This is a genomic window from Corynebacterium sp. A21 (assembly GCF_052266655.1).
GTDB lineage: Bacteria > Actinomycetota > Actinomycetes > Mycobacteriales > Mycobacteriaceae > Corynebacterium.
In genome coordinates, this window is record NZ_JBQPQY010000001.1 from 95,509 (window position 1) to 116,155 (window position 20,647).

The 20,647-nt window shown below is 62.5% G+C and carries 15 protein-coding genes; 5 read left to right on the forward strand and 10 right to left on the reverse strand.

All coding sequences use genetic code 11. The annotated features are described in order from the left end of the window. Window positions 1-232 precede the first annotated feature (232 nt). From ggt to ACTU46_RS00415, 3 genes are all read right to left on the reverse strand, one after another. Window positions 233-2,239, reverse strand: a complete 2,007-nt coding sequence (gene ggt / locus ACTU46_RS00405) for a gamma-glutamyltransferase (protein ID WP_443377948.1) — start codon at window positions 2,237-2,239, stop codon at window positions 233-235. A 145-nt stretch (window positions 2,240-2,384) separates the two neighbouring features. Then, window positions 2,385-4,001 carry a 4-hydroxyphenylacetate 3-hydroxylase family protein gene (locus tag ACTU46_RS00410; RefSeq protein ID WP_443377949.1) on the reverse strand — a complete coding sequence of 539 codons (1,617 nt, stop codon included), beginning with the start codon at window positions 3,999-4,001 and terminating at the stop codon, window positions 2,385-2,387. Between the two features lie 59 nt (window positions 4,002-4,060). Further along, entirely contained in the window at window positions 4,061-4,675 is a 615-nt protein-coding gene (locus ACTU46_RS00415; protein WP_443377950.1) for a flavin reductase family protein, read from the reverse strand. A 203-nt stretch (window positions 4,676-4,878) separates the two neighbouring features. On the opposite strand from ACTU46_RS00415, the gene ACTU46_RS00420 reads away from it, so the two are divergent. The 4 genes from ACTU46_RS00420 (at window position 4,879) to ACTU46_RS00435 (ending at window position 9,700) form a co-directional block, all read left to right on the forward strand. Further along, window positions 4,879-5,817 carry an AraC family transcriptional regulator gene (locus ACTU46_RS00420; protein WP_443377951.1) on the forward strand — a complete coding sequence of 313 codons (939 nt, stop codon included), beginning with the start codon at window positions 4,879-4,881 and terminating at the stop codon, window positions 5,815-5,817. A gap of 199 nt (window positions 5,818-6,016) precedes the next feature. Next, window positions 6,017-7,045 (forward strand): hypothetical protein, encoded by a 1,029-nt coding sequence (locus ACTU46_RS00425; protein WP_443377952.1) that lies wholly within the window; start codon window positions 6,017-6,019, stop codon window positions 7,043-7,045. A gap of 86 nt (window positions 7,046-7,131) precedes the next feature. Continuing rightward, window positions 7,132-7,884 carry a TSUP family transporter gene (locus ACTU46_RS00430; RefSeq protein ID WP_443377953.1) on the forward strand — a complete coding sequence of 251 codons (753 nt, stop codon included), beginning with the start codon at window positions 7,132-7,134 and terminating at the stop codon, window positions 7,882-7,884. 115 nt (window positions 7,885-7,999) lie between these two features. Then, complete coding sequence (locus ACTU46_RS00435; protein ID WP_443377954.1) at window positions 8,000-9,700, forward strand: FAD-dependent oxidoreductase; 1,701 nt, start codon at window positions 8,000-8,002, stop codon at window positions 9,698-9,700. 240 nt (window positions 9,701-9,940) lie between these two features. On the opposite strand, the gene ACTU46_RS00440 is transcribed toward ACTU46_RS00435, so the two are convergent. Beyond that, a complete protein-coding gene (locus ACTU46_RS00440) occupies window positions 9,941-11,437 on the reverse strand; it encodes an MDR family MFS transporter (RefSeq protein WP_443377955.1) in 1,497 nt (498 codons plus the stop codon). 145 nt (window positions 11,438-11,582) lie between these two features. Continuing rightward, entirely contained in the window at window positions 11,583-11,897 is a 315-nt protein-coding gene (locus tag ACTU46_RS00445; protein WP_443377956.1) for an ArsR/SmtB family transcription factor, read from the reverse strand. Window positions 11,898-12,240: 343 nt separating this feature from the next. On the opposite strand from ACTU46_RS00445, the gene ACTU46_RS00450 reads away from it, so the two are divergent. Then, window positions 12,241-13,272, forward strand: coding sequence for an LLM class flavin-dependent oxidoreductase (locus ACTU46_RS00450; RefSeq protein ID WP_443377957.1), 1,032 nt, complete (start codon window positions 12,241-12,243; stop codon window positions 13,270-13,272). Window positions 13,273-13,714: 442 nt separating this feature from the next. Here ACTU46_RS00450 and ACTU46_RS00455 read toward each other — a convergent pair whose 3' ends face one another. The 5 genes from ACTU46_RS00455 to ACTU46_RS00475 all read right to left on the reverse strand — a co-directional run bounded on the left by ACTU46_RS00455 (window position 13,715) and on the right by ACTU46_RS00475 (window position 20,640). After that, entirely contained in the window at window positions 13,715-14,917 is a 1,203-nt protein-coding gene (locus ACTU46_RS00455) for an alpha/beta hydrolase (protein ID WP_443377958.1), read from the reverse strand. Between the two features lie 177 nt (window positions 14,918-15,094). Next, window positions 15,095-16,441: an alpha/beta hydrolase gene (locus ACTU46_RS00460; protein WP_443377959.1), complete on the reverse strand. Its 1,347-nt coding sequence runs from the start codon at window positions 16,439-16,441 to the stop codon at window positions 15,095-15,097. Between the two features lie 90 nt (window positions 16,442-16,531). After that, window positions 16,532-17,803 carry an alpha/beta hydrolase gene (locus tag ACTU46_RS00465; RefSeq protein ID WP_443377960.1) on the reverse strand — a complete coding sequence of 424 codons (1,272 nt, stop codon included), beginning with the start codon at window positions 17,801-17,803 and terminating at the stop codon, window positions 16,532-16,534. A 231-nt stretch (window positions 17,804-18,034) separates the two neighbouring features. Next, on the reverse strand, window positions 18,035-18,760 hold the full coding sequence (locus ACTU46_RS00470; protein WP_443377961.1) for an aminotransferase class IV: 726 nt from the start codon (window positions 18,758-18,760) through the stop codon (window positions 18,035-18,037). Beyond that, window positions 18,757-20,640: a chorismate-binding protein gene (locus tag ACTU46_RS00475; RefSeq protein WP_443377962.1), complete on the reverse strand. Its 1,884-nt coding sequence runs from the start codon at window positions 20,638-20,640 to the stop codon at window positions 18,757-18,759. The genes ACTU46_RS00470 and ACTU46_RS00475 overlap by 4 nt, the downstream gene beginning before the upstream one ends. Between the last annotated feature and the right edge of the window lie 7 nt (window positions 20,641-20,647).

The window sequence follows — 20,647 nt, forward strand, 5'->3', positions numbered from 1 at the left end:
TAAGTGCCTGTCTAGCTAACAAGGTTCGGGAGTGGTCCAACGAACAGGGAATCTACCTTATTGGTTGCTGGACAGGTTTTTTGGGGGTCGGCGTTGAGTCCTCCATTTGAGGGGGAAATGATCAGTGCGGAGCGTAGTCCCGCAGCCGAAAACGGGACACCGTGAGGAGAACATGAAGACGTCCCGCCGGATGGGCGGGACGTCGATAAACAGGGGCGGACGTGCCCGGGGATCAACCGCCGAGCACCACTCCCTCGCGCCGGGGGTCGGCACCGCCGATGATGTTGCCGTCGGGGCCACGCATCAGCGCGGAGAGGCCGCTGGATTGCTCGGTGGCGTTGATCTCGTGGCCGAGCTGGCCCAGCGATTCCGCCAACGCCTGCTCATGTTCAGCGATGAGAGGGTGCTCGGTGCCCAGTCCGGTCTCGGGCTGGTTCAGGGCACCGAAGTTCGGGGCGGAGACCGCCTGCTGGGGGTCCATGCCCCAATCGATGATGTTGATCAGCGTCTTGATCACGAACTGGATGATCAGGGAGCCGCCGGGGGACCCCAGCACCATGCTCAGCTCTCCGCGTTCACCGGTTTCGGCGGTGTCGAAGACCAGGGTCGGAGACATGGAGGAGCGCGGCCGCTTGGCTGACTCCACCCGGTTGGCCACCGGCTGCCCCTCCTCATTGACCGGCTCCGCCGCGAAATCTGTGAGCTGGTTGTTCAGGATGAAGCCGCGGGTGAAGTGGAAGGAGCCGAAGGCGGCTTCGACGCTGGTGGTCAGGGAAGCGGCATTGCCGTGGGAGTCGATTACCGAGATATGGCTGGTGCCGCTTTCCGCGATCGGGGCGCTTTCCGCCATCACGCTCAAACCGGCTGCCGCCTCGCCCATGGACTGCGCCGGATCGATCAGGGTGGAACGATCCCGGGTGTATTCCTCACTGATCAGCTCTGCGACGCCGCCGCCGGGAACCTCGACGAAGGCGGGGTCACCGATATAGGCGTCCCGATCGGCATAGGCCAGACGTTCGGCCTCACTGATCAGATGGATGGCCTCAGTCGCGGGAAGGCCACCATCCTTGCCAACTTCTGTCGGGGCATATTGTGCGAGATCGAAGTTGTTGAGGATACCCAGCGCATTCAGTACGGTGACCCCACCAGAGGATGAAGGTGGCATGCCGCAGACCGTTTTATCGCGATAGGGGGCACACAGGGCCTCCCGGGTTTCGGGGGTGTAGGCCGCCAGATCGGCGGTACTCAGCAGACTGGGGGTGAAGCCCTCGACCTCTCGGGTGGCGCGCTCGACAACATCCGCGGCGATCTCACCGGTGTAGAAGGCGTCCGGGCCACCCGCGGCGATCAGGCGGAGGGTTTCGGCATAGTCCGGATTCTGGAGCAGTGTTCCGGCGGTCTTGGCGGTGCCGTCCTCCTGCAGGAAATAGGAGGCGGCGGCGGGATCAGAGGAGAGATCCTCAGCGGAGTTGGCGATCGAGGCGGACATCCGTGGGCTGATCTCGAAGCCTTCGGTGGCCAGCGTCTGCGGAGAGTCCAGCAGCTCCGCCCACTCGGCTTGGCCATGGTTGGCGTGGAGCTCACCCAGCGCCGCCACGATGCCGGGCACGCCGATGGAACGTCCGGAACGGCGGGCATCGGGAACCGGGGGAGTGGGGTCCTCCGGCGATACCTCGATCAGGTAGTTCTCGGTGGCGGCCACCGGAGCGGTCTCGCGGCCGTCGATCGCGGTGATGGCACCGGACTCCGCATCGTAGTAGAGGATATAGCCGCCCCCGCCGATGCCGGAGGACTGAGGTTCCGTCAGACCGAGGACGAATTGTGCGGTGACCAGTGCATCCGCTGCGGTGCCGCCGGTGCGGAGAACCTCACAGGCGGCTGCGGAAGCCAACGGATTGGCGGTGGAGACCGCATAATCTTGGGCGGCGACTGCGCTCATCCCGGAGCGGTAACCGGTGGCGATCTCCGGGGCGACCGAGATGTCCTCTCCGCTGTGTGTTCCTTCGGCAGCGCCTTCTGTGGCAGCACCGCTGTCGGCATCATCTCCGGCGGCATCATCTCTGGCGGTGGATTCGCAGGGTTCCATGGCCACGGCCTCGGTGTTGTCGGAACTGGTTGAAGTGCCGGTCTCCTCGCCGCCGTCAGTGCTTTCGGTGGTGCAGGCGCTGAGTGTCAGGGTGAGGGCGGTTCCGGCAAGTAGTGCCGCCGCCACCCGGGATGTGTGATGGGTCACTTTCATGTGCTGGACCATACCCATCCCCGGGGTGGGTGAAAAGGGGTTGCCAGCGGCGGAGAATTCTGATCCTGCCAAGTCCGCCTGCGTGGCTGACATCTTCTCTGACTGCGGTTTCGGTCACCGGCAGGTCCGGCAGCGGCCGGGGATCCTAGTGCTTTTTCTTGTAGGCGTAGACGTCGTCATTGCCGATCAGGTCCGGCACGGTCCAGCCGTTGAGGTCGTACTCCGACATGAACTGCTCGGCCAGGCCACGCATCTGGGCAGCACCACCGCGGTTGTTGGCGGCGAAGAGCAGCTCGCGGTGGACGTTTTCATGGTTTCCGGAGTAGTTGCGCTCGTAGAGTTCATGGCGGCCGCCGAACTCGGAGCCGATGGAGTCCCACAGGGCCTTCATCACCTTCACCCGGTCCACGGCGGTGATGCCATCGGAACCCCGGACGTACTTGTCCAGATAGGGGCGGATCTCCGGGGAGTTGAAGTCATCGGCACCGGAGGGGAGGTAGATCAGGCCGGAGGCGACATCCTGCTGGATGATCTCCTTGACCCTCGGATAGCCCTGGATCATGAACATCCGGTAGGTCAGTCCGTACTCCAGCTTGGGGATCAGTGTGCCGTTGTGCCATTCCTCCGGATCCCGGGCCATGGACTCCGAGAGGGACCAGAAGAGGTTTCGCCAGCCGATGACCTCGCCGACGCGGGCCTCGACACCACGGAACCCGCCGGAGCCGGTGCTGTCCAGGGCCTTCATCAGCAGTCCGGCGATGAAGTCCAACTTGACCGCCAGGCGGACACAGCCCTGGAAGGTGAAGCGTGGCAGGAAGCCGGACTGCGGGAAGAAGGCGTTGATCTTGTCCACATCGCCGTACATGAAGACGTTCTCCCAGGGAACGAGCACCTTGTCGAAGATGAAGATCGCGTCGTTCTCATCCATTCTGCTGGACAGCGGATAGTCATAGGGATGTCCGGTCACAGCGGCGTTCTGGGCGTAGGAGGCACGGGAGATCAGCTTGATTCCCGGGGCATCCATCGGGACGGTACAGATCAGCGCGAACTGCTTCTTCTTGATCGGCAGCCCGTAGTGGGCGATGAAGTTGTAGTTGGTGATCGCCGATCCGGTGGCCACCACCTTCGCCCCGGAGACCACCAGGCCGGCGTCGGTTTCCTTCTCCACCTTCATGTAGACATCGCCGACCTCGTCCGGCGGCAGCTGGCGGTCCACCGGCGGGTTGATGATGGCGTGGTTCCAGTAGAGGACCTTCTCCTGCGACTCCCGGTACCATCGCTCGGCGTTTGCTCCGAAGGGGGCGTAGAGCTCCTTGTTCGCGTGCAGGGTGCCCAGGAAAGAGGCCTTGTAGTCGGGGGAGCGGCCCATCCAGCCGTAGGTCAGCTTGGCCCAGGCTGCGATGGCGTCGCGCTCCTTGAGCAGATCCTCCGGGGAGGTCGGTGCCTTGAAGAAGGGCATGGTCACGCCACCGTTGCCGGTGTCGGTGGGAACGGTCAGGGTGTCCACCAGGGGCCCGGTGTGCATGGCGTCATAGAGTCGGGCGACCATGCGCACTGAGTTGCGGAAGGCCGGATGCTCGGTGACATCCTTGACTTTTTCACCATGGAGCCACACCTCGCGGCCGTCCTTGAGGGAGTTGATGTACTCATCACCGTTCATCGGGCGGCTGGCGAAGTTCTTCTTCTGGTTGACCGCGGAGTTCTCGGCCGGGTTGACGGTGCCGCCCTGGGTGAAGTCGGGGCTGGTGTTCTCGGTGCTCATGATCTTCTCCTGTGTGTGATGTTGTGTCTGATACCGGGTGGCGCTGGTCGGTGAGATGCTCAGAAGCTGGTGCCGGGGAGCGGGGTGAGATCGGAGTGCGCGCCGAACCAGCCGGCGTCGGGGTCATCGCCGCTCATCGACCAGCCGGTTTCGTGACTCTTCGGGCCGAGATGGTGGAAGGTGGAACGGAAGAACAGCAACGGGGCCAGGTCGGGGTTGGCGACGGCGTCGACGATCTCGCCGATGAAGATGGTGTGGTCGCCGCCGTCGTACTGCCGCCAGGGTGTGCACCAGATGGTGGCCAGGGTGCCGTCGAGGGCTGGGGCGATGCCGCTGTCATTCCAGGGGAGAACATCCACGCTGGGGCGGCCCGCGAAGTGGAGCCCGACATCAGTCTGGTTCTCCGCGAGAATATTGATGGCGAAGTTGTTGTCGGTGAGAATGCCGCAGGCCCGCGAGGTGGTGGTCAAGGTGACCTGGGCGAGGCGGGGTTCCAGGGAGACTGAGGTGAAGGCGGTGACGGTCGCTCCATGCGGGGTACCGTCGCGGTTGGCTGCCGTCACCACGGTCACACCACTGGCGAACTGGCCGAAGATGTTCCGGAGTTCTCGCCCGGAATCTCTGGGAGGTCCCCCGGTGGGGGCGGGCTGGCCGGGGTCGGTTGTCTGGGACATGTGCTTCCCCTTATCTGCTGAGAATTTTCCGGTTGCTGGTGGCCGGGTCTCGCGGTGGTTCGCCAACCTCTCCGAACCTCTATGATTCCGGTCACAATTAGGGATACTATGAGTCCCATGGCGTGATAGATATCCCGCTGGCGCAGGGCTATCCACTTTCCGCAGGAGGAGTTCTGGTCCGGACGGGGAAAGGACCGAATGTGATGCCCCAACCTGAGGTGGATGAGCTCAGTGTCATCTCCCGCTCCACCGGCGAGGAGTATTTTCCCCACGAGGTATTCCGGGAATCTGCGGTGTTGGCTGGCCTCGGCGGGTTAGACAGCCGGGATCTGGGGGAGGTGAAGGTGGTGCGGCTGTCCTGGGGTGCAGCAGTGCGCGTGCACACCGAACATGAGGGTGGTTATGCACTCAATATTCCGTTGCGGGGCCGGATGAATGTGAATTCCCGCGCCGGGAAGCTCACCGCAGCCACCGGTCAGGCACTGTTGTGCCCGGCGGGTCGGGAGTTGGAGTTTCCTCACTGGGGTGGGGATGTGGTGATGCTTGGCCTGCGGATCGGTGAGGAGTTTCTGCGGCATCAGCTCGATCTGGCGGCGGTGCGGGACAATACCGATCCGCAGGTGCTGGATCTGAGCTCCGGGGCGGGCCGCCAGTGGTTTGAATTCCTTCGGGGTGTTCTTCCCGGAGATGCTGCGGATGACGGGGGCCTGATGTCGAATCCACTGGTGGCCCGGCATGTCTCCGCGGCGGTCGCCTCCGGATTGGTATCGGTGCTGGCTGATGCAGTGGGGGATTCCTCCCCGGTGTTCTCCCCTCGGGTGTCCACCGCGATGGCGGCGGTGGAGGCGGATCCAGCGAGGGCCTGGACGGTGTCGGAACTGGCTCTTCTCGCCGGCTGTGGCGTGCGGACCCTGCAGCAGGATTTCCGGGAACTGGTGGGGGAGAGTCCGATGGATCACGTGCGTTCGGTGCGGCTGGAGGTTATCCATGAGGAGTTGTGTGCCGCGGATCCCGCCGGCGGTGACACCGTCACCGATATTGCGCTGCGTTGGGGTGTCAGTCACCTGGGGCGGTTCTCCACCGCCTACCGGAAGAGGTTCGGGCAGGCTCCGAGTCAGACGCTCCGAGGGGATGGCTGGTGATGCGGGATCTTGGGGTGCTGCGCCACGTCCGGAGGTGTCTTTTTAGACACCATGACATTAATTACCTTAGGCTTGCCTACGTCAGGGGGAAATTCTCCACCGTTCCCCCGATGTCTCCATCACCTGCCCGAACATCCCGGATAATCACCAGCAGCGCTGACCCCCATGGCGGCCACGGTCTCACGATAGGGAGTAACCGATGATCTACACCGAGATCGATTATCGCCTCGATGATGAGGAGGATCCGCTGCGCCGAAAGCGCCTGGAACAATTCATCATCGAAGTGGTCCGGGGCATGCCCACCCTACCGGTGGATCAGGCTGTCCAGGTCGCACTACAGACCGACCGTCTGGTGGATATCTATTCCTGCGCCAACCTGACTCAGGTCATTCAGAAGGCCTGGCAGCTGCCGCTCTACGCGGCGAGCGAATGGAGACTGCTTGGCTATACCCCGAAATCCGGGGCCACCCCGATCCACCTGGATATTCCCCGGGAATGGCCGGGCACCCAGTCACGTCAGACCGAGGCGCATTACCTCTACCAGGACATGTATCAGGCGCCCGGGATGGTGGCCATGATCGACACCGGTTCGGCGCATCGTGGGACCGGCGGCAGTGTCTTGAGTTTCACCCGCTCCTGGGAGCGTCGTCTGGTCAAGGACGCTGCGGCCCGCGGGGTCTATGCGGACCTGGAACCGGGGCTGCCCCGGCACTGCATTGCCATGCTGGGAAACCTGTGGAAAGTCGGTGCGGTCGTCGACTGGTCAGGTGAACTCGGTAACGCCACCAGTCGGCAACGGGTCAATCCCGGGGCGGTGACCAGGGTGCCGCTCTCACCCCAGCTACAACGGCGGGCGGCCTGGTACACCCTGGACATCAATGACACCCTGGGTACAGAGATTTTCGCGGAGGTCTGCCTGTGCCTCGCCTCGATCCTGATGGGCTATTCACCGCAGGTGTGGCACAACGCCTATGTGATCCCGCTGCGGGGCCCGCTCCGGCTGCTCGAGTGTGAGGCTGTCAGCTATATCGTCTGCAGCCGACTGGGTGCCCCACGTCGTCGTTCCTGTACCGAGTTCTTCCTGACGCACTCCGATGCTGAGGAGGAGCTGCCGGAAGACTTTGACTGGGGGAGAGTGCTGCGCACCGCCGCCCTGGTGGAGGATCTGCTGCGCGGCGACACCGGCCCGGTCTGGGTTGATACGGGAGCCACCCTGCGTGGGGAATGACTGTCACCCGAGGTCGCTGTGTCATCCGCTCTCTTAGCGGAACACAATGCGGTGCTCCGGGATCGCACAGCCTATCCTGATCAATCGTGACCACACTCGCGATTATCCTGATTCTCACGGTCCTCATCGGATCGATCTTCCAACGCATCACCGGTCTCGGCCTCGGCCTGGTGGGTGGCCCGGTGCTTGCCTTCGTACTCGGCCCCGTGGCCGGCGTGACGATGATCAACGGACTGTCGATCATCAACGCCGCCAATAATGCCTGGGCGGTACGCAAGAAGACGGACTGGGCGAAGTTCCGGATTCTGGCCGGCGGACTGATCATCGGTTCGCTACCCGCGGTCGGCATCATTTTCCTGGTCGACGGTGCCTGGCTGATGATCGCCATCGGTGTGATGGTGCTACTCGCGCTCAGTGTGGCAGCCTTCAAGCCGGAGAAGTTCAATATCAACCCCGAGGCCAAGACCCCGATGATCATCGCCGGTGCCGTCGGCGGTTTCATGTCCACCGTGGCCGGTATCGCGGGTCCTGCGCTCACCGTCTACGCCCGGATGGTCAAGTGGGAGCACCGCGATTTCGTCGCCACCCTCCACCCGATTCTCTTCGTGGCCAACACCCTGTCCTTCCTGCTCAAGATCATCCTGGTCGGTGGCATGGACTTCGGTGCGGTCCCGTGGTGGTTGTGGTTGGTCTCGATCCTCTTCATCTTCATCGGTGCCTCCGCCGGTGATGGACTCAACAAGTTCGTCTCCAATACCTGGGCCCGTCGCCTGGCCAACCTGCTTGCCGCCGGTGGTGCGATTTCGGTGCTGATCCGCGGCATCATGGAGCTGGTTTAGCGCCAAGGTCCAGAGTCTGCTGAGACTCTCCTGGCTTGTTCCACATTCTCCCTCCTGCGCGCCGGGTAGTGCCTAAGATGAGCACTCACTGCTCCCGACCGCAGGAGGGAAAGTCATGTTCTCACCGGCACAACCTGATTTCGGAGGCCGGGTGCTCGGCGCACCGGTCTACGGCGAATATGACCTGGCGGTCATCGGGGGAGGTATCTCCGGGGTGCAGATTGCCCGGCATGCGGCTGGCCGTGGGTTACGCACCATCCTGTTGGAGCGCAATGACTATGGTTCGGGTACCTCCTCGGCGACCACCAAGGCGATCCACGGTGGGCTGCGTTATCTGGAGCAGCATGATTTCCAGGTGGTCGCGGAATCCGTGGCGGAGCGTCGCTACTTAGGCATCGCGGCCCCTCATCTGGTGCAGCCGCGGAGTTTCCTGCTCACCGCCTATGAATGGTCCGATCCGAAGGCGCCGATGCTCGGGGCCGGCGTGGCACTCTATGAGGCCATGGCTGCCAACCGCAATGTCGGAATGCCCAAGGACATCCAATCCCGGCGCTTCCGGTGGGTGAACAAGAAGGCACTGCTGCAGCAGGTGCCCTGGTTGGATCCACAGGATCTGGTGGGCGCCTGGCGCCATGATGACACGCTCAACATTTATCCGGAACGACTGCTGCTGGCTATCCTGGGTTCCTATCTCTCGGAGGGCGGCACTGCGGTCAATCATGCGGAAGTCACCTCGGTGTTGCGGGAGGATTCCGGCCGGGTCCGGGGAGTGGAGGTGGTGGACCGACTCAACGGCATCACCCACGAGATCCGGGCCCGCGTGACGGTCAATGCCGCCGGCCCGTGGGTGGAGAGCGCACTGGGGGAACTCGCCGGTGTCGTGGGCGTCAAGGTCAAGCAGTCCAAGGGTGTGCATCTGCTCACCCGGAATCTGGGCAATACCGAAGGCGTGTATGTGCGGGGCCAGAACGGCCACCACTTCATGGTCAATCCCTGGGAAGGCAAGACGCTGATCGGCCCGACGGATACCGCGATGGTGGGCAATGCCGATGACGCCGAAGCGACCACGGGTGACATCGACCTGCTCTTGGAGACCATTGACTCAGTCTCCGCGAAGCCGCTGGACCGGGATGCCATCGAAGCGACCCTGGTGGGGGTTCGCCCACTGGTCGATGATGGCTCGGACACCTATACCTCTTCGCGCCGATTCGAGATCTTCAATCATGCTGATTCCGGGGTCCCCGGCCTGTTCACGATCACCGGTGGTAAATGGACCACTGCCCGGGCGATGGGGGAGAAGGCCATTGACGCCGTGCTCAAGGCCGAGTCCGCGCAGCTCCCACCGACCCGGAAATACGACTCCCGACACCTCCCGGTCGCCGGCGCATTCGGTGACTATGACAGTCTCGACGCCGCCTTCGAGTCCGCCCTACGCCGGGTTCCGGAGTCTGCCGTTCCCCGGGAGAACCGGCTGCACCTCGCGCGACTCTACGGCACCGGGCATGAAAAGGTCCTGGTGCTGACCCTTCATGATCCACGGTTAGCGCAGGTGATCTCCCCTGAATCCGGATGCCGGGATATTCTGGCACAGGTGGTCCACGGAGTAGCCGGGGAAGGGGCGCGCACGCTGCGTGATGTAGTGGACCGCCGGTTGACCCTGGGTACCCTCGGCGTGGTGAGCGCGGCGGCGCTGCGGTTGGTCGCCGGAACCATGGCTGAGTGCCTGGGCTGGGATTCTTCAAAGACCGAGTCTGAGGTCGCCGAGTACCTCGCCGCCCAGGCGGCGATGGTAGCGGTGATTAATACAGCGCGCTGAGCCGCTTATCGACGCCGCGTCTCGACGGCCCCGCCGCGGCAGGATGTGGGAACCTCGGATACAGGCTCGATCAGTGTCAAGGTCTACCTACCCGGTCTTGAACCCGACTGTGCAACAGTATGGTCCCCTCGATCGCACCGGGAGGGGCGGGCGAGGAAACTGGCGACCGTCGAAGATCCGCTGGATCTTGATCAGTTCAGGGAGATTGCCCTGTTAGCCCAACTTTGCAACAGTCCCAGCTCAGCTATCGGAGTGGGAGGAGGGTGTTGTTCCCTCGCGCACCTTCGTCTGAGCATGACCGGATGCGATGGAGGAGCGGGGGATGAACAAAGAGAAGATCAATGCCACGGCAGCCACGATTGCAGAAGCGAGAAAAGCGGAGTTGGCGCCATCGGCAAGCGCCACTGTTTCCGGGGCCTCATTGGCTTGCGCGGCGGCCCCGACGCCGCTGTAGACCGCAATCATGATGGCCGTGCCGGCAGCGCCTGCCAACTGCTGTGAAGTATTCAGAATGGCGGAAGCATGGCCGTACAGGTGAGTGGGGGCCGCTCCGAGAGCCGCCGTCATCAACGGGGTGAACAGTACCGCCACACCAATAGAGAAGATGAGGTAAATGATCACCAGCAGCCATACGTTGGTGTCCTGATCAACGGTGGCCAGCCAGAACAAGCTGGCTACGGCGATGAACATGCCGGGGATGATCAATGGGCGGGGGCCATACCGATCGTAGAGCCGACCGACGAAGGGCGACAGGAGGCCTTCGAGTAGACCTCCCGGCAACATCACCAGGCCGGCGACCAGGGCAGAAACCAGCAGGGAACCCTGCAGGTACAGCGGCAGCGTGTTGAGAACACCGATCAGTGCGCCCAGCAGGCCCAGGAACACGATCAGTGGAATGGTGAAGCTACGGATCTTCAATGGCCGTAGATCCAGCAAGGCACGACCCTTTCTGCCCAGGGCCCGCTGGCGCCACACAAACAGCACCAGCCCCACAACGCCGACAATCACAGCGATCAAAGGAATGCGGGCACCCGTGCCCCCGTCGATGATGGCTCCGCCGGAACTCAGTGCGTAGACCAACCCGCCGAAAGCGAAGATGGACAACAAGACCGAGAGCAGGTCGAAGGGGGTGGCGCGAGGTTCGTTGATGTTTTTGAGCATGACTGTGCCGACGAGGGCGGCAATGGACACCAGCGGCACCATGAACCAGAAGATTGCGTGCCAGGTAGAGATGCTCAGGATCAGGCCCGCCACTGTGGGACCCAAACCTGGGCCAACCGCCATGACCACGGCAACCAGGCCCATGATCGAGCCACGGCGCTGGGCGGGGACAACGGTCATGGCCACGGTCATCAGCAGCGGCATGACTACTGCGGTGCCGATAGCCTGGGCGACACGGGCAGCGAGCAACAGTTCAAACGTCGGGGCCACAGCCGCCATTACTGTGCCGATGAGGAAAGCGGCGATGGCGAAGATGAACACTGCCCGGGTGGTGAAGCGCTCGAGTATCCAGCCAGTCGTCGGCAGCACCACCGCCATGGTGAGCATGAAGCCGGTAAGGAGCCATTGGGCGGTGGTCGCCGAGATGGAATAGTCCGACATGATCGAAGGCATCGCGACAGCCAGAGTCGTCTCATTGAGCATCATCACGAAAGCGGTGAATACCAGCACCGCCAGGATTATTTTTATGGGCCGAGGGATCGCGGTTGAACCAGCGTGGTTCACGGTGGAGCTCATGGGATTCTGGAGGATCTTTTCTGTAGAGAAGGCGGATCACTGGGACCTCGCCCCAAGGCGGCAGGCATGTGGGGGCTACGCGCGTTTTCTGCTGTCATGACAGGGGCACGGAAGAGTTGGCCACCAGCTGCCAGGCCCCCTGCAATCACTGGATGGAGTTGGCCAGAACTGAGAGCAGTCCAGGGAACCGCGCTTCAATGTCTTCCTCTCGTAGGATGACGCCCTTGCGATTGCCGTAATCAGTGTCCCAGGTGAGCCCGGCATCCCGCAGGACACGGAAGTGAAAGGTCCGTGAAGATTTCGACAGTGGGACATCAAAGGACGCGCAGGTCCGTTCAGTTCCTGAAGTCTCGCCCATCAGCTCAATGATGATTGCCCGGCGGTGCGGATCGGCCAACGCCGAGAACACTTTATTCAGGTCAATCTCCGAGCGTTCCGGCCCGTTCAATGTGGTTTCCATCTCACCCTCCAGTGGCGCACCTCACCTAGGTACACCTTGACTTGTACCTAGGTATGGCTTCATGATTAGGTACATCAGTAAACATACCTACGTTTGGGGTTTCGCCGCAATTATGGAGGCTCTTCGCACCACACCCATCACAGATCTCAGAGGCTCAGCAGGGAGTCCTGCTGGATCGTCAGCCCCGCCCTATGAGCCTGGCCCCCGAAGCAGACATATGTGCCGCACAAAACGTGGCCCACATCTTCCCATAACAAGGACCACGTCAGGATGATCTGCGACAACTTCGCCGGCACACATCCTGTGCAACCTACCTCGCCAAACCCAACAGAATGGAACCCACATGGCCGCCCGAATCCCATTGTCCGTCGTCGATTTCTCCAGTTTCTATGAGGGCGAGCATCCCGCTGACGCCTTCCGACGTTCGGTTGCCATGGCCCAGAAAGCCGAGCAGTTGGGCTATTCCCGGGTCTGGTACTCGGAACACCACAACTCTTCCACTATCGCTTCTGCCGTTCCTGCCCTCGTGATTGCGCACGTCGCGGCACATACTTCGAAGATCAGGCTCGGGGCAGGCGGAGTCATGCTGCCGAACCATTCCCCCTATGTTGTTGCGGAACAATTCGGCACGCTCGAGGAGATGCATCCCGGGCGCATCGATCTGGGGCTCGGCCGGGCTCCAGGGACCGATCGCACCACCTTGGCGAAGGCGCTGCGCCGGCCGGTGAACGCGGCCGAGAACTTTCCCTCCGACATTATCGAACTCGCCCACTACCTCAAGGGACAGTCCCTCTTCCCGGAAATCCAGGCCATCCCAGGGCGCGGAACTAACGTACCGCTCTACATCCTCGGTTCCTCGCTCTATGGGGCGCAGCTCGCCGCGAAACTCGGGTTGCCCTACTCCTTCGCCTCGCACCTGTTCCCACCGATGCTCGAGCAGGCCATCGAGCTGTACCGCGAGACTTTCGAGCCCTCGTCGTTCATGTCCGAGCCCTATGTGATCGCAGCCCTCAACGTCACCGCAGCCGACTCTGAAGAGGAGGCGAGGGGTATCCACGCGCAGATGGTGCGACAGCACGTCACGGCGATGCACTTTAATGGACGTGTTGTCAGCGAGGGAGAGATTGCCCAATTGATGGCCTCACCGGCCGGGCAGCACTATGCCTCGATGCTCGACTATTACGGTGTCGGTACCGGTGAGCAGACCGCCGGCTATCTGCAGAACTTCGCTGAGAAATCGAAGGCGGATGAACTCATGCTCCTGGTCAAGGGGCCTACAACGGAGAGCAATAACCGGTCCATGGAACTGATTGCCCAGGCCTGGGGGCTGGATCCAGCCAACGTAGCGGGTGATCCCACGGCCTGGCGACGCTAGCTCACTTCATCTTGGCGGTCCGCTCTGGCGGATCCGGGTATGCCTCTCACCGCAGATGTACTTGCCAGACCTCGTCAACAAGTAGCGGCGGTATCCCGCGGACCTCAGCCTCCCTGGGGCCTCGGGGCCACACCAGCCGGCCCGCGTCCACCGCATGCGGTGGGTATTCACTTCAGAAATTTTTGCCCTTATACCTTGGATCTATAAGCCCACACTGGGAAGAGCCCGGAAAACCATATCCGCCAAGGATCAACTGGCGGGCTGGTGCTAGCCGATGGTGCTTTTGACCTCCTCCCTGACCCGCTCCAGCGCTGTTGGCTTCATGGTGCAGGACTGCGGCCTTCTGCGGGGAACGCCGACGAAGAGTCACGGCTGATTCGCCTTTCCGCTTAATGCGGACTGATCATTCCGGGGTAGGGGAAACCGGCCTCAGGATGAAGTTCTAGTACAGCGCGTCCTTGACGGTGTCCCAGGCGGGCTCGAACTGGGCATTGAAATTGCGCCAGGAATGTACCCCGGTGTCGAAGTATTCCACGACCTGGTGGTCCATCCCGGCCTGGTGCATGGCTTCGTCGAGATCTTGGGTGCAGAGCATCGCGCCCTGCTCAAGGATCATCCCCAGAGGCATGTCGATTAAGTTGGTGTTGCCGTAGTTGTGGCGGTCGATGTCGTCGTATTCGCCATTGGCGGCGGAGAGGTAGACCGCCATGTCACGAAGTCCCTCCGGGTTGGCGGTGACATCGTGTTCCGCCCAGGTTTCGGAACCGAAGGGACCCCACATATTGGTGACATCGCCGCCGCGGGTACCCAGGGAAAGCTGTGCGGTCTGCCGACCCAGGGTGTCGAGGGTGGAGTAGCACCCGGAGAGTCCGAAAACCGCTTCATAGAGCTCTGGATGGGTGTTGGCCAGGTGGACCGCGCCGGTGGCCCCCATCGAGATACCACCGATGCCGCGCTTGCCGTTGAAATTCAGATCCGATTCCGCCTCGAGGATCGGTGGCAGCTCCTCGGCGAGGAAGGTCTCCCACATGTGGCGACCGAGATTGGGATCATCGGATTCCCAGTCCGAGTACATCGAGGCGCGGGCCTCGGTGGGCATGACCAGGGTGATGTTTTCCCCGGCGAAGAGTTCCCCCACCTTGCCGGATCTCAGCCAATCGGAATCTTGTTGGGCGTCCACCCCGTCCAGCAGGTAGAGCATCGGGGCGGGTGTGGAAGCATCCGCCGGGAGCATGACCTGTACCTCGACATTTCGGGCCATCGAGGGGGACGCGATGGTCCAGCGCTCCAAGCGGGTGCCGTCCTCCGGCACCCGGGAGATCAACGCCGGAGCCTGGATCGACTCATCAATCGGCTTGGGATACTCATCGGAAATGAAGACCATGTCAGCGGGTAGATCGATCTCCGAGGAGCCGAGAGCATCCAGGGAACTGGTCAGCGCAGTTAGAGAGCTACCGGAATTAGCGGCGGAGCTACCCGAGTAGGCGTCGATGAGATCCCTGGTGATATCTGCCAGGGAGCCCGAGGAAGCTGTGGAACTCCCTGTCCCGGCAGAACCCGAGCTCTGCGCCAGAGCGGGGGCAGAGCCCAACACCACGCTGAGTAGCACCCCGGCAGAGATGATGGGCCAACGTCGAGAAATCACGTGATCGCCTTCCAGAAGTCTTCCAGATCCACCCCGGTGCGGAAACTTCCGTGGGGGAGTCCGTTGAGGTGGATCCTACTGGGTGGATTGTCGTTGCAGAAGGGGCTGGTGTTACAACCGGCCAGCGGTCCGCGGCGGTCGACATCACCGGGTGGCGGCTAGCCGGTGGCTCTGAAACTACTGCAGTGCCGGGCTGATTGTGTCCCACGCGGCATCGAGCTGGGGCCGGAAGTTCGCCCAGTTGTGAACGCCGGCACCCGTGTACTCCACCTTCTGGTGATCCATCCCGGCGGAAGTCATCGCCTGATCCAGATCCTGGGTGCACACCAGTGCGCCCTGCTCCAGCAGGATGGCGGTGCTCATGGTCATGGGATCAACATTGGAGTAGTCACGCTCGGGATCAAAGAGGTACTCACCGTTGGCGGCGGAGAGGTAGACCGCCATGTCACGCAGTCCCTCCGGGTTGGCGGTGACATCGTGTTCCGCCCAAGTCTCGGAGCCGAAGGGACCCCACATGTTTTCTAGGGTTCCGCCCCGGGAGGTCACCGTCAGGTGGGCGGTCTGGCGTCCCACCGGGTCCAGGGTGGAATAACAACCGGAAAGACCGAAGACACCGCCGTAGAACTCCGGGTGGGAATTGGCCAGGTGGACCGCGCCGGTGGCACCCATGGACAGGCCACCGATACCGCGTTTGCCGTTGAAGTTCAGGTCTGATTCCGCTTCCAACAGGGGCGGGAGTTCCTCGGTGAGGAAGGTTTCCCACATGTTCCGGCCCAGATGCGGGTCATCGGATTCCCAGTCCGAGTACATCGAGGCCTTCGCCTGGGTCGGCATGACCAGGGTGACCTGCTCCTGAGCGAAGAAGGTGCCCACCCGACCGGAGGTCAGCCAATCTGACTTGGTGTTGGCATCCACCCCGTCCAGCAGATAAAGCATCGGAGCGGGAGTTGAATCATCCGCCGGGAGCATGACCTGAACCTCGACATTGCGAGCCATCGAGGGGGAGGCGATGGTCCAGCGCTCTAGGCGGTTGCCCTCCTCCGGCACTCGGGAGATCAGCTGTGGAGCCTGGATCGACTCATCGACAGCCTTGGGGTAGTCCCCGGTGGCGAGGATGGTGGAGGAGGGGAGAGTGACTTCGGAGGAGCCGACCAGGGGCAGGAGATCAAGCACGATATTGAGCCAATTGCCACTGGTGGACAGGCTGCTACCGGAGGAGCCGGAGAGCAAGGTGCGCAGCAGAGCGCCGAGGGCACTTTCCACCGAGGAACCGGATTCCATCGAACCTGGCTGTATGGAACCCGTGGCCCCGATCTCCGAATCCGGCCCGACATCTCCCACAGCTGCGTCGCCGCTGGAATCACCTGGGCTGCTGTCTTCATGGCTGCTTGAACTGTCAGGGGACGCGCCGCCGGACTTATCCGAATCTGTGGATTCGGCGCTCTGGGCGAGGGCAGGCGTGGTACAGAAAGCGGCGGTGACCGCGAGAGTTGCGATGGTGGTGCGCCAAGTGGTGCGGGACATTAAAGGTGACCTCCGGAGGGATCTAAGTTAATAAGCTCCGGGCGGTCACTGACTCCGCCCGGCAGGGGAGACAGTACGTCTCTGCGGGTGCTAATACAGCTCTTCCTTGATGGCCTCCCAGCCGGGCTTGAGTTGTTCATTGTAGTTTTCCCAGTTGTGCAGTCCGCCGGACTTGAAGTCGACCTCCTGGTGGTCCATTCCGGCATCCTTCATGGCCCGGTCCAGGTTGCGGGTGCAGTCATAGGCACCACGTTCCAGGACCACTCCGGCGATCATATTGAAGAAGGGCTGGTCCACATACACCGGCCGGTCGGTAGCTGCCACGGAACCATCCGCAGCCGCGAGATAGACCGCCATATTGCGCAGTCCCTCCGGATTAGCGGTGACATCATGCTCCACCCAGGTCTCGGAGCCGAAGGGGCCCCACATGTTCTCGAGATCGCCTCCGCGGGAACCCACGATTAGCTGGGCAGTCTGTCGACCCAGCGTATCCAGGGTTGAGTAGCAGCCCGAGATACCAATGACACCATCGAAGAACTCTGGGTTGGTGTTAGCAAGGTGCATCGCACCGGCCGCCCCCATGGACAGCCCGCCGATACCGCGGTGGCCGTTGAAGTTGAGTTCCTCCTCGGCTTCGAGCAGCGGAGCCAGCTCCTCAATGAGGAAGGTCTCCCACATGATGGTGCCCAGTGCGGGGTCCTCATTCTCCCAGTCGGAGTACATGGAGGAGGCCGCACCCAGCGGCATGACCACGGTGACGTTCTCCTCGGCGAAGACCTTCGGGGCTTCACCGCCGTTGATCCAGCCGGAGGAAGTCTTGTTACCGCCGATGCCGTCGAGCAGATAAAGCATGGGGGCTGGTGCCGCCGGATCTGCCGACTTCATGATCTGCACCTCAACCACCCGCTTCATTGAAGGGGAGGCGACATACCAGCGTTCCAGGCGGGGAGCTCGGGCGTCGCTGGTGCGGTCCACGATCTCGGCGGTGGTGATGCTCGGATCGGTGGGGAGTGGGTAGCCATCCTCACTACTGAGCAGCGGCCCCTGGAACTGCATCTCACTGGATCCCAGGAGGCTCATGGAACTGAGCAGCGTACTGATCCCCAGCCCTGAGGAGGTGGTGGACTGCGAGGAGGTGGCAACCAGTTCCTGGAGGAGACCGTTGGAGGAGATCAGCGCAGCGGTTGAGGAACTCTCCGCGCTGCCTGCCTCGGCACCTTCATCAGAGGACCCCAATGCGGAGGACCCCAAAGCGGAGGACCCAGCCTCGGCATTCTCCTGTGCCAACACCGGGGTGGCGCTGATCAGTGTGGTGGCCAAGGCAGCGGCAATCGCGGTGCACCAGGTGGATCGAGACATCATGTGAAATACCTCCAGGGATCTCATGCGACACTCTTTAAGTGTTCAGGCAGTTTTTATTCAACTGCTCAAGCTAGCACCCTTTGGAAGTGAGAGGCAATGCTCTCAAAGTGGTGGCAGTGTGTATACACCGTGCTGAACTGGCACTTTGAGGGTTTTAGCTCCACTGGAGGTGGCTCATCTCATGTCGTCCACCCTCAGTGATCACTCAGGAAGGTCAGCGGGAGTCCCGTCTTATCTCACCAGCGGGTGTACGGCTTCAGCCCGGGTATCCAGCCATTCAGTGACCAACTGCTGCAGTTCCAGTAGTTCTGGCGGCCAGAAATCCGGGGCCTGCGCCGGGCTGAGCACCCGACGGATATGGGTGGCGTTGAGCAGCCAGACATGCCCTTCCTGCAGTTGCTCCGGTGCCAAGGGGGCAGCCTCGATCACCGCCACCCCGACCCAGAGCAGGGCGCGACGGACCAACTGCGCGGTCACGCTCTCCAGCTGCTGCGGGTGGAGGGGGAACTCCGCGATCCAGGGCACATCCTCAACCATGGATCCCGGGATGAATCGGATCGGGGTGGAAAAACAACATTCCACCACTGTGCCCTCCTCATCGAGCAAGAGGAGCTCATCTTCCGGGACTTCCGACAACAGGGACTGGAGTACCGGGATATCGGGCCCCTTGATTTTCGGCCAGGAGCGGATATCCGGGACTCCGACCGGGGCCAGGGTGGCGGTATCGGTTTCCGGGCGCGCCGGGCGGTGCCGCAGGCCCACCCCTTCGGCAGTCAGCTCCAGTCGGGGTGATCCCGCTATCGGGGGGTCGGTGCGAAGTAGCGCGCGCAATTGTGCCGGCTCAACCTCATGTCCCTGTGCAAGACACGCACGGCGGAAGCGCTCCAGGTGAAGGCTCAGCCCCCGAACCCGACCATTGCGCACCGTGAAGGAATCTGCCGCCAGAAGTTCACTCATGTCCATTCCTCCAGCCAATTGTCCTGATTATCTGCGATGCCGAGCAGTCTACGCAGCGGCAGAAGTTTGACCTGAACCTCATCAGCCTCTTCCACCGGATCGCTGAGCATGGTCACCGCACCACCTGCGCCATAGCTGAGGCTGTTTCCTTCCAAAACCACCGTGCGGATGAGTACTGCGGAGTCCGCCGAACCGTCGGCACTGAGATGACCGGCGATGCCGGAGTACCAGCCCCGGGGCGCAGGTTCAAGGGAACTGAGCAGTTCCACGGTGCGTTCCTTGGGGGCGCCGGTCATGGAGCCCGGTGGGAAGGCGGCGGTGATCACCCGGTGGGCGGGAATCCCGGGGCGTAGTCGACCGTTGACGGTACTGATCATCTGGTGTCCGGTGGCAAAGCTGTGCACCTGGCAGAGTTCCGGAACCTGCACTGATCCGGGTTCACACCAGGTGGCGATGTCATGGCGCATGAGATCGACAATCATCTGGTTCTCTGCACGGTCCTTCACCGAAGTGCGTAGTTCAGCGATGGCGGCTTCATCTGAGCGCTGATCCGGGCCGCGTCCGCGGGTGCCTTTGATCGGGCTGGCGGACACCAGGCCCTGATGGTCGACGGACATGAAGCGTTCCGGGGACGCGGAGAGCAGACTCACCCCGTCGATCCGCCAGAATCCAGCCATCGGTGCCGGGGCGAGTTCACGCAGCCGGAGGTAGAGGCGGAGCGGATTTGGGGTATCGAGCAGGGTCATCCGCACGGTGGTGGTCAAGCAGAGTTCATAGGAGTCACCGGCCCGGATGAATTCCTGGCAGGCCTCGACCGCCTGTAGGTAGTCCTGAAGTGAATGGTCGGCGAGCGGTTTTCCCACCAGCACCGGAGCTGGCGCCGGGTTGGGAGCAGCGAGTCCGGCGAATTCCGGAAGTTCCACGCCTTCCCGGGCGTAGAGCCAGGTCCCCGCCTCGGATTGGTGGATAACCACATCCGGGCGCAGGTACATGGCCTGATCGCCCTCATAATTCAGGGACCAGAAGGCGCCCGGCTGATAGCTTCCGCCGCCGATTATCTCGGCCACCTCAAGGCTCTCCAATCGGGTGTTCAGTGTGGTGGCCGAAATGATTGCGGATTCTCCGGACCCCAGATTCGCGGCGAGAAAACTCTCAGCCCCGGTGGGGTGGGTGTCATCGGCGCTGTCCAACCAGACCAGCCCCAGCGCCGGGGGATCCAACGCTGCTGCGAGGGCCGGTAGCTCAGCGTCGGGCAGCCGCCGGGAGTTCCATCGGGCCCGTTCCGATAATGGGACACCCAGGTCCTGCAGTAGCGCGCGAATCATCTCCCGGCCGCGTTGGGTACCCACCGACTCGGGGTGAAACTGCACCCCGTACTGCGGGGCGTCGAGACGCTTGAGCGCCATGATGGTGCCATCCTCGGCCCAGGAAGTCACCACCAGATTGTCTCCCAGGGAAGTGGGATCAACCGCCAGCGAGTGATAACGGGTGACCTCCAGTGGCCCGGTGAGTCCGGCGAAACCATCGATCAGGCTGGTGCGCCCGTGCATCGGGAACGGTGCCCGGGTGACCCGTGCCCCAGCGGCCACCGCAATGGCCTGCATCCCCAGACAGACCCCGAGAACCGGCACCGAGTCCTGTTCCAGCGCCAGGGCAGACCCCTGCAGATCAGGTGGATTCTGGGGATCACCAGGGCCGGGGGAAATGATCACCGCGTCCTGTGTCGCGATCAGCTCCGGGTTGAGCTCGGGATCATCATGCTTGATCACCCGTGGGGCGACTCCAGTTGCTTCCTGCACCAGGTGTGCCAGGATCCCGGTGAAGCTGTCATGATTGTCGATCAGCAGCAGCGTGGGGGACCCCGGGGAATCTGAGTTCATGGGAGCT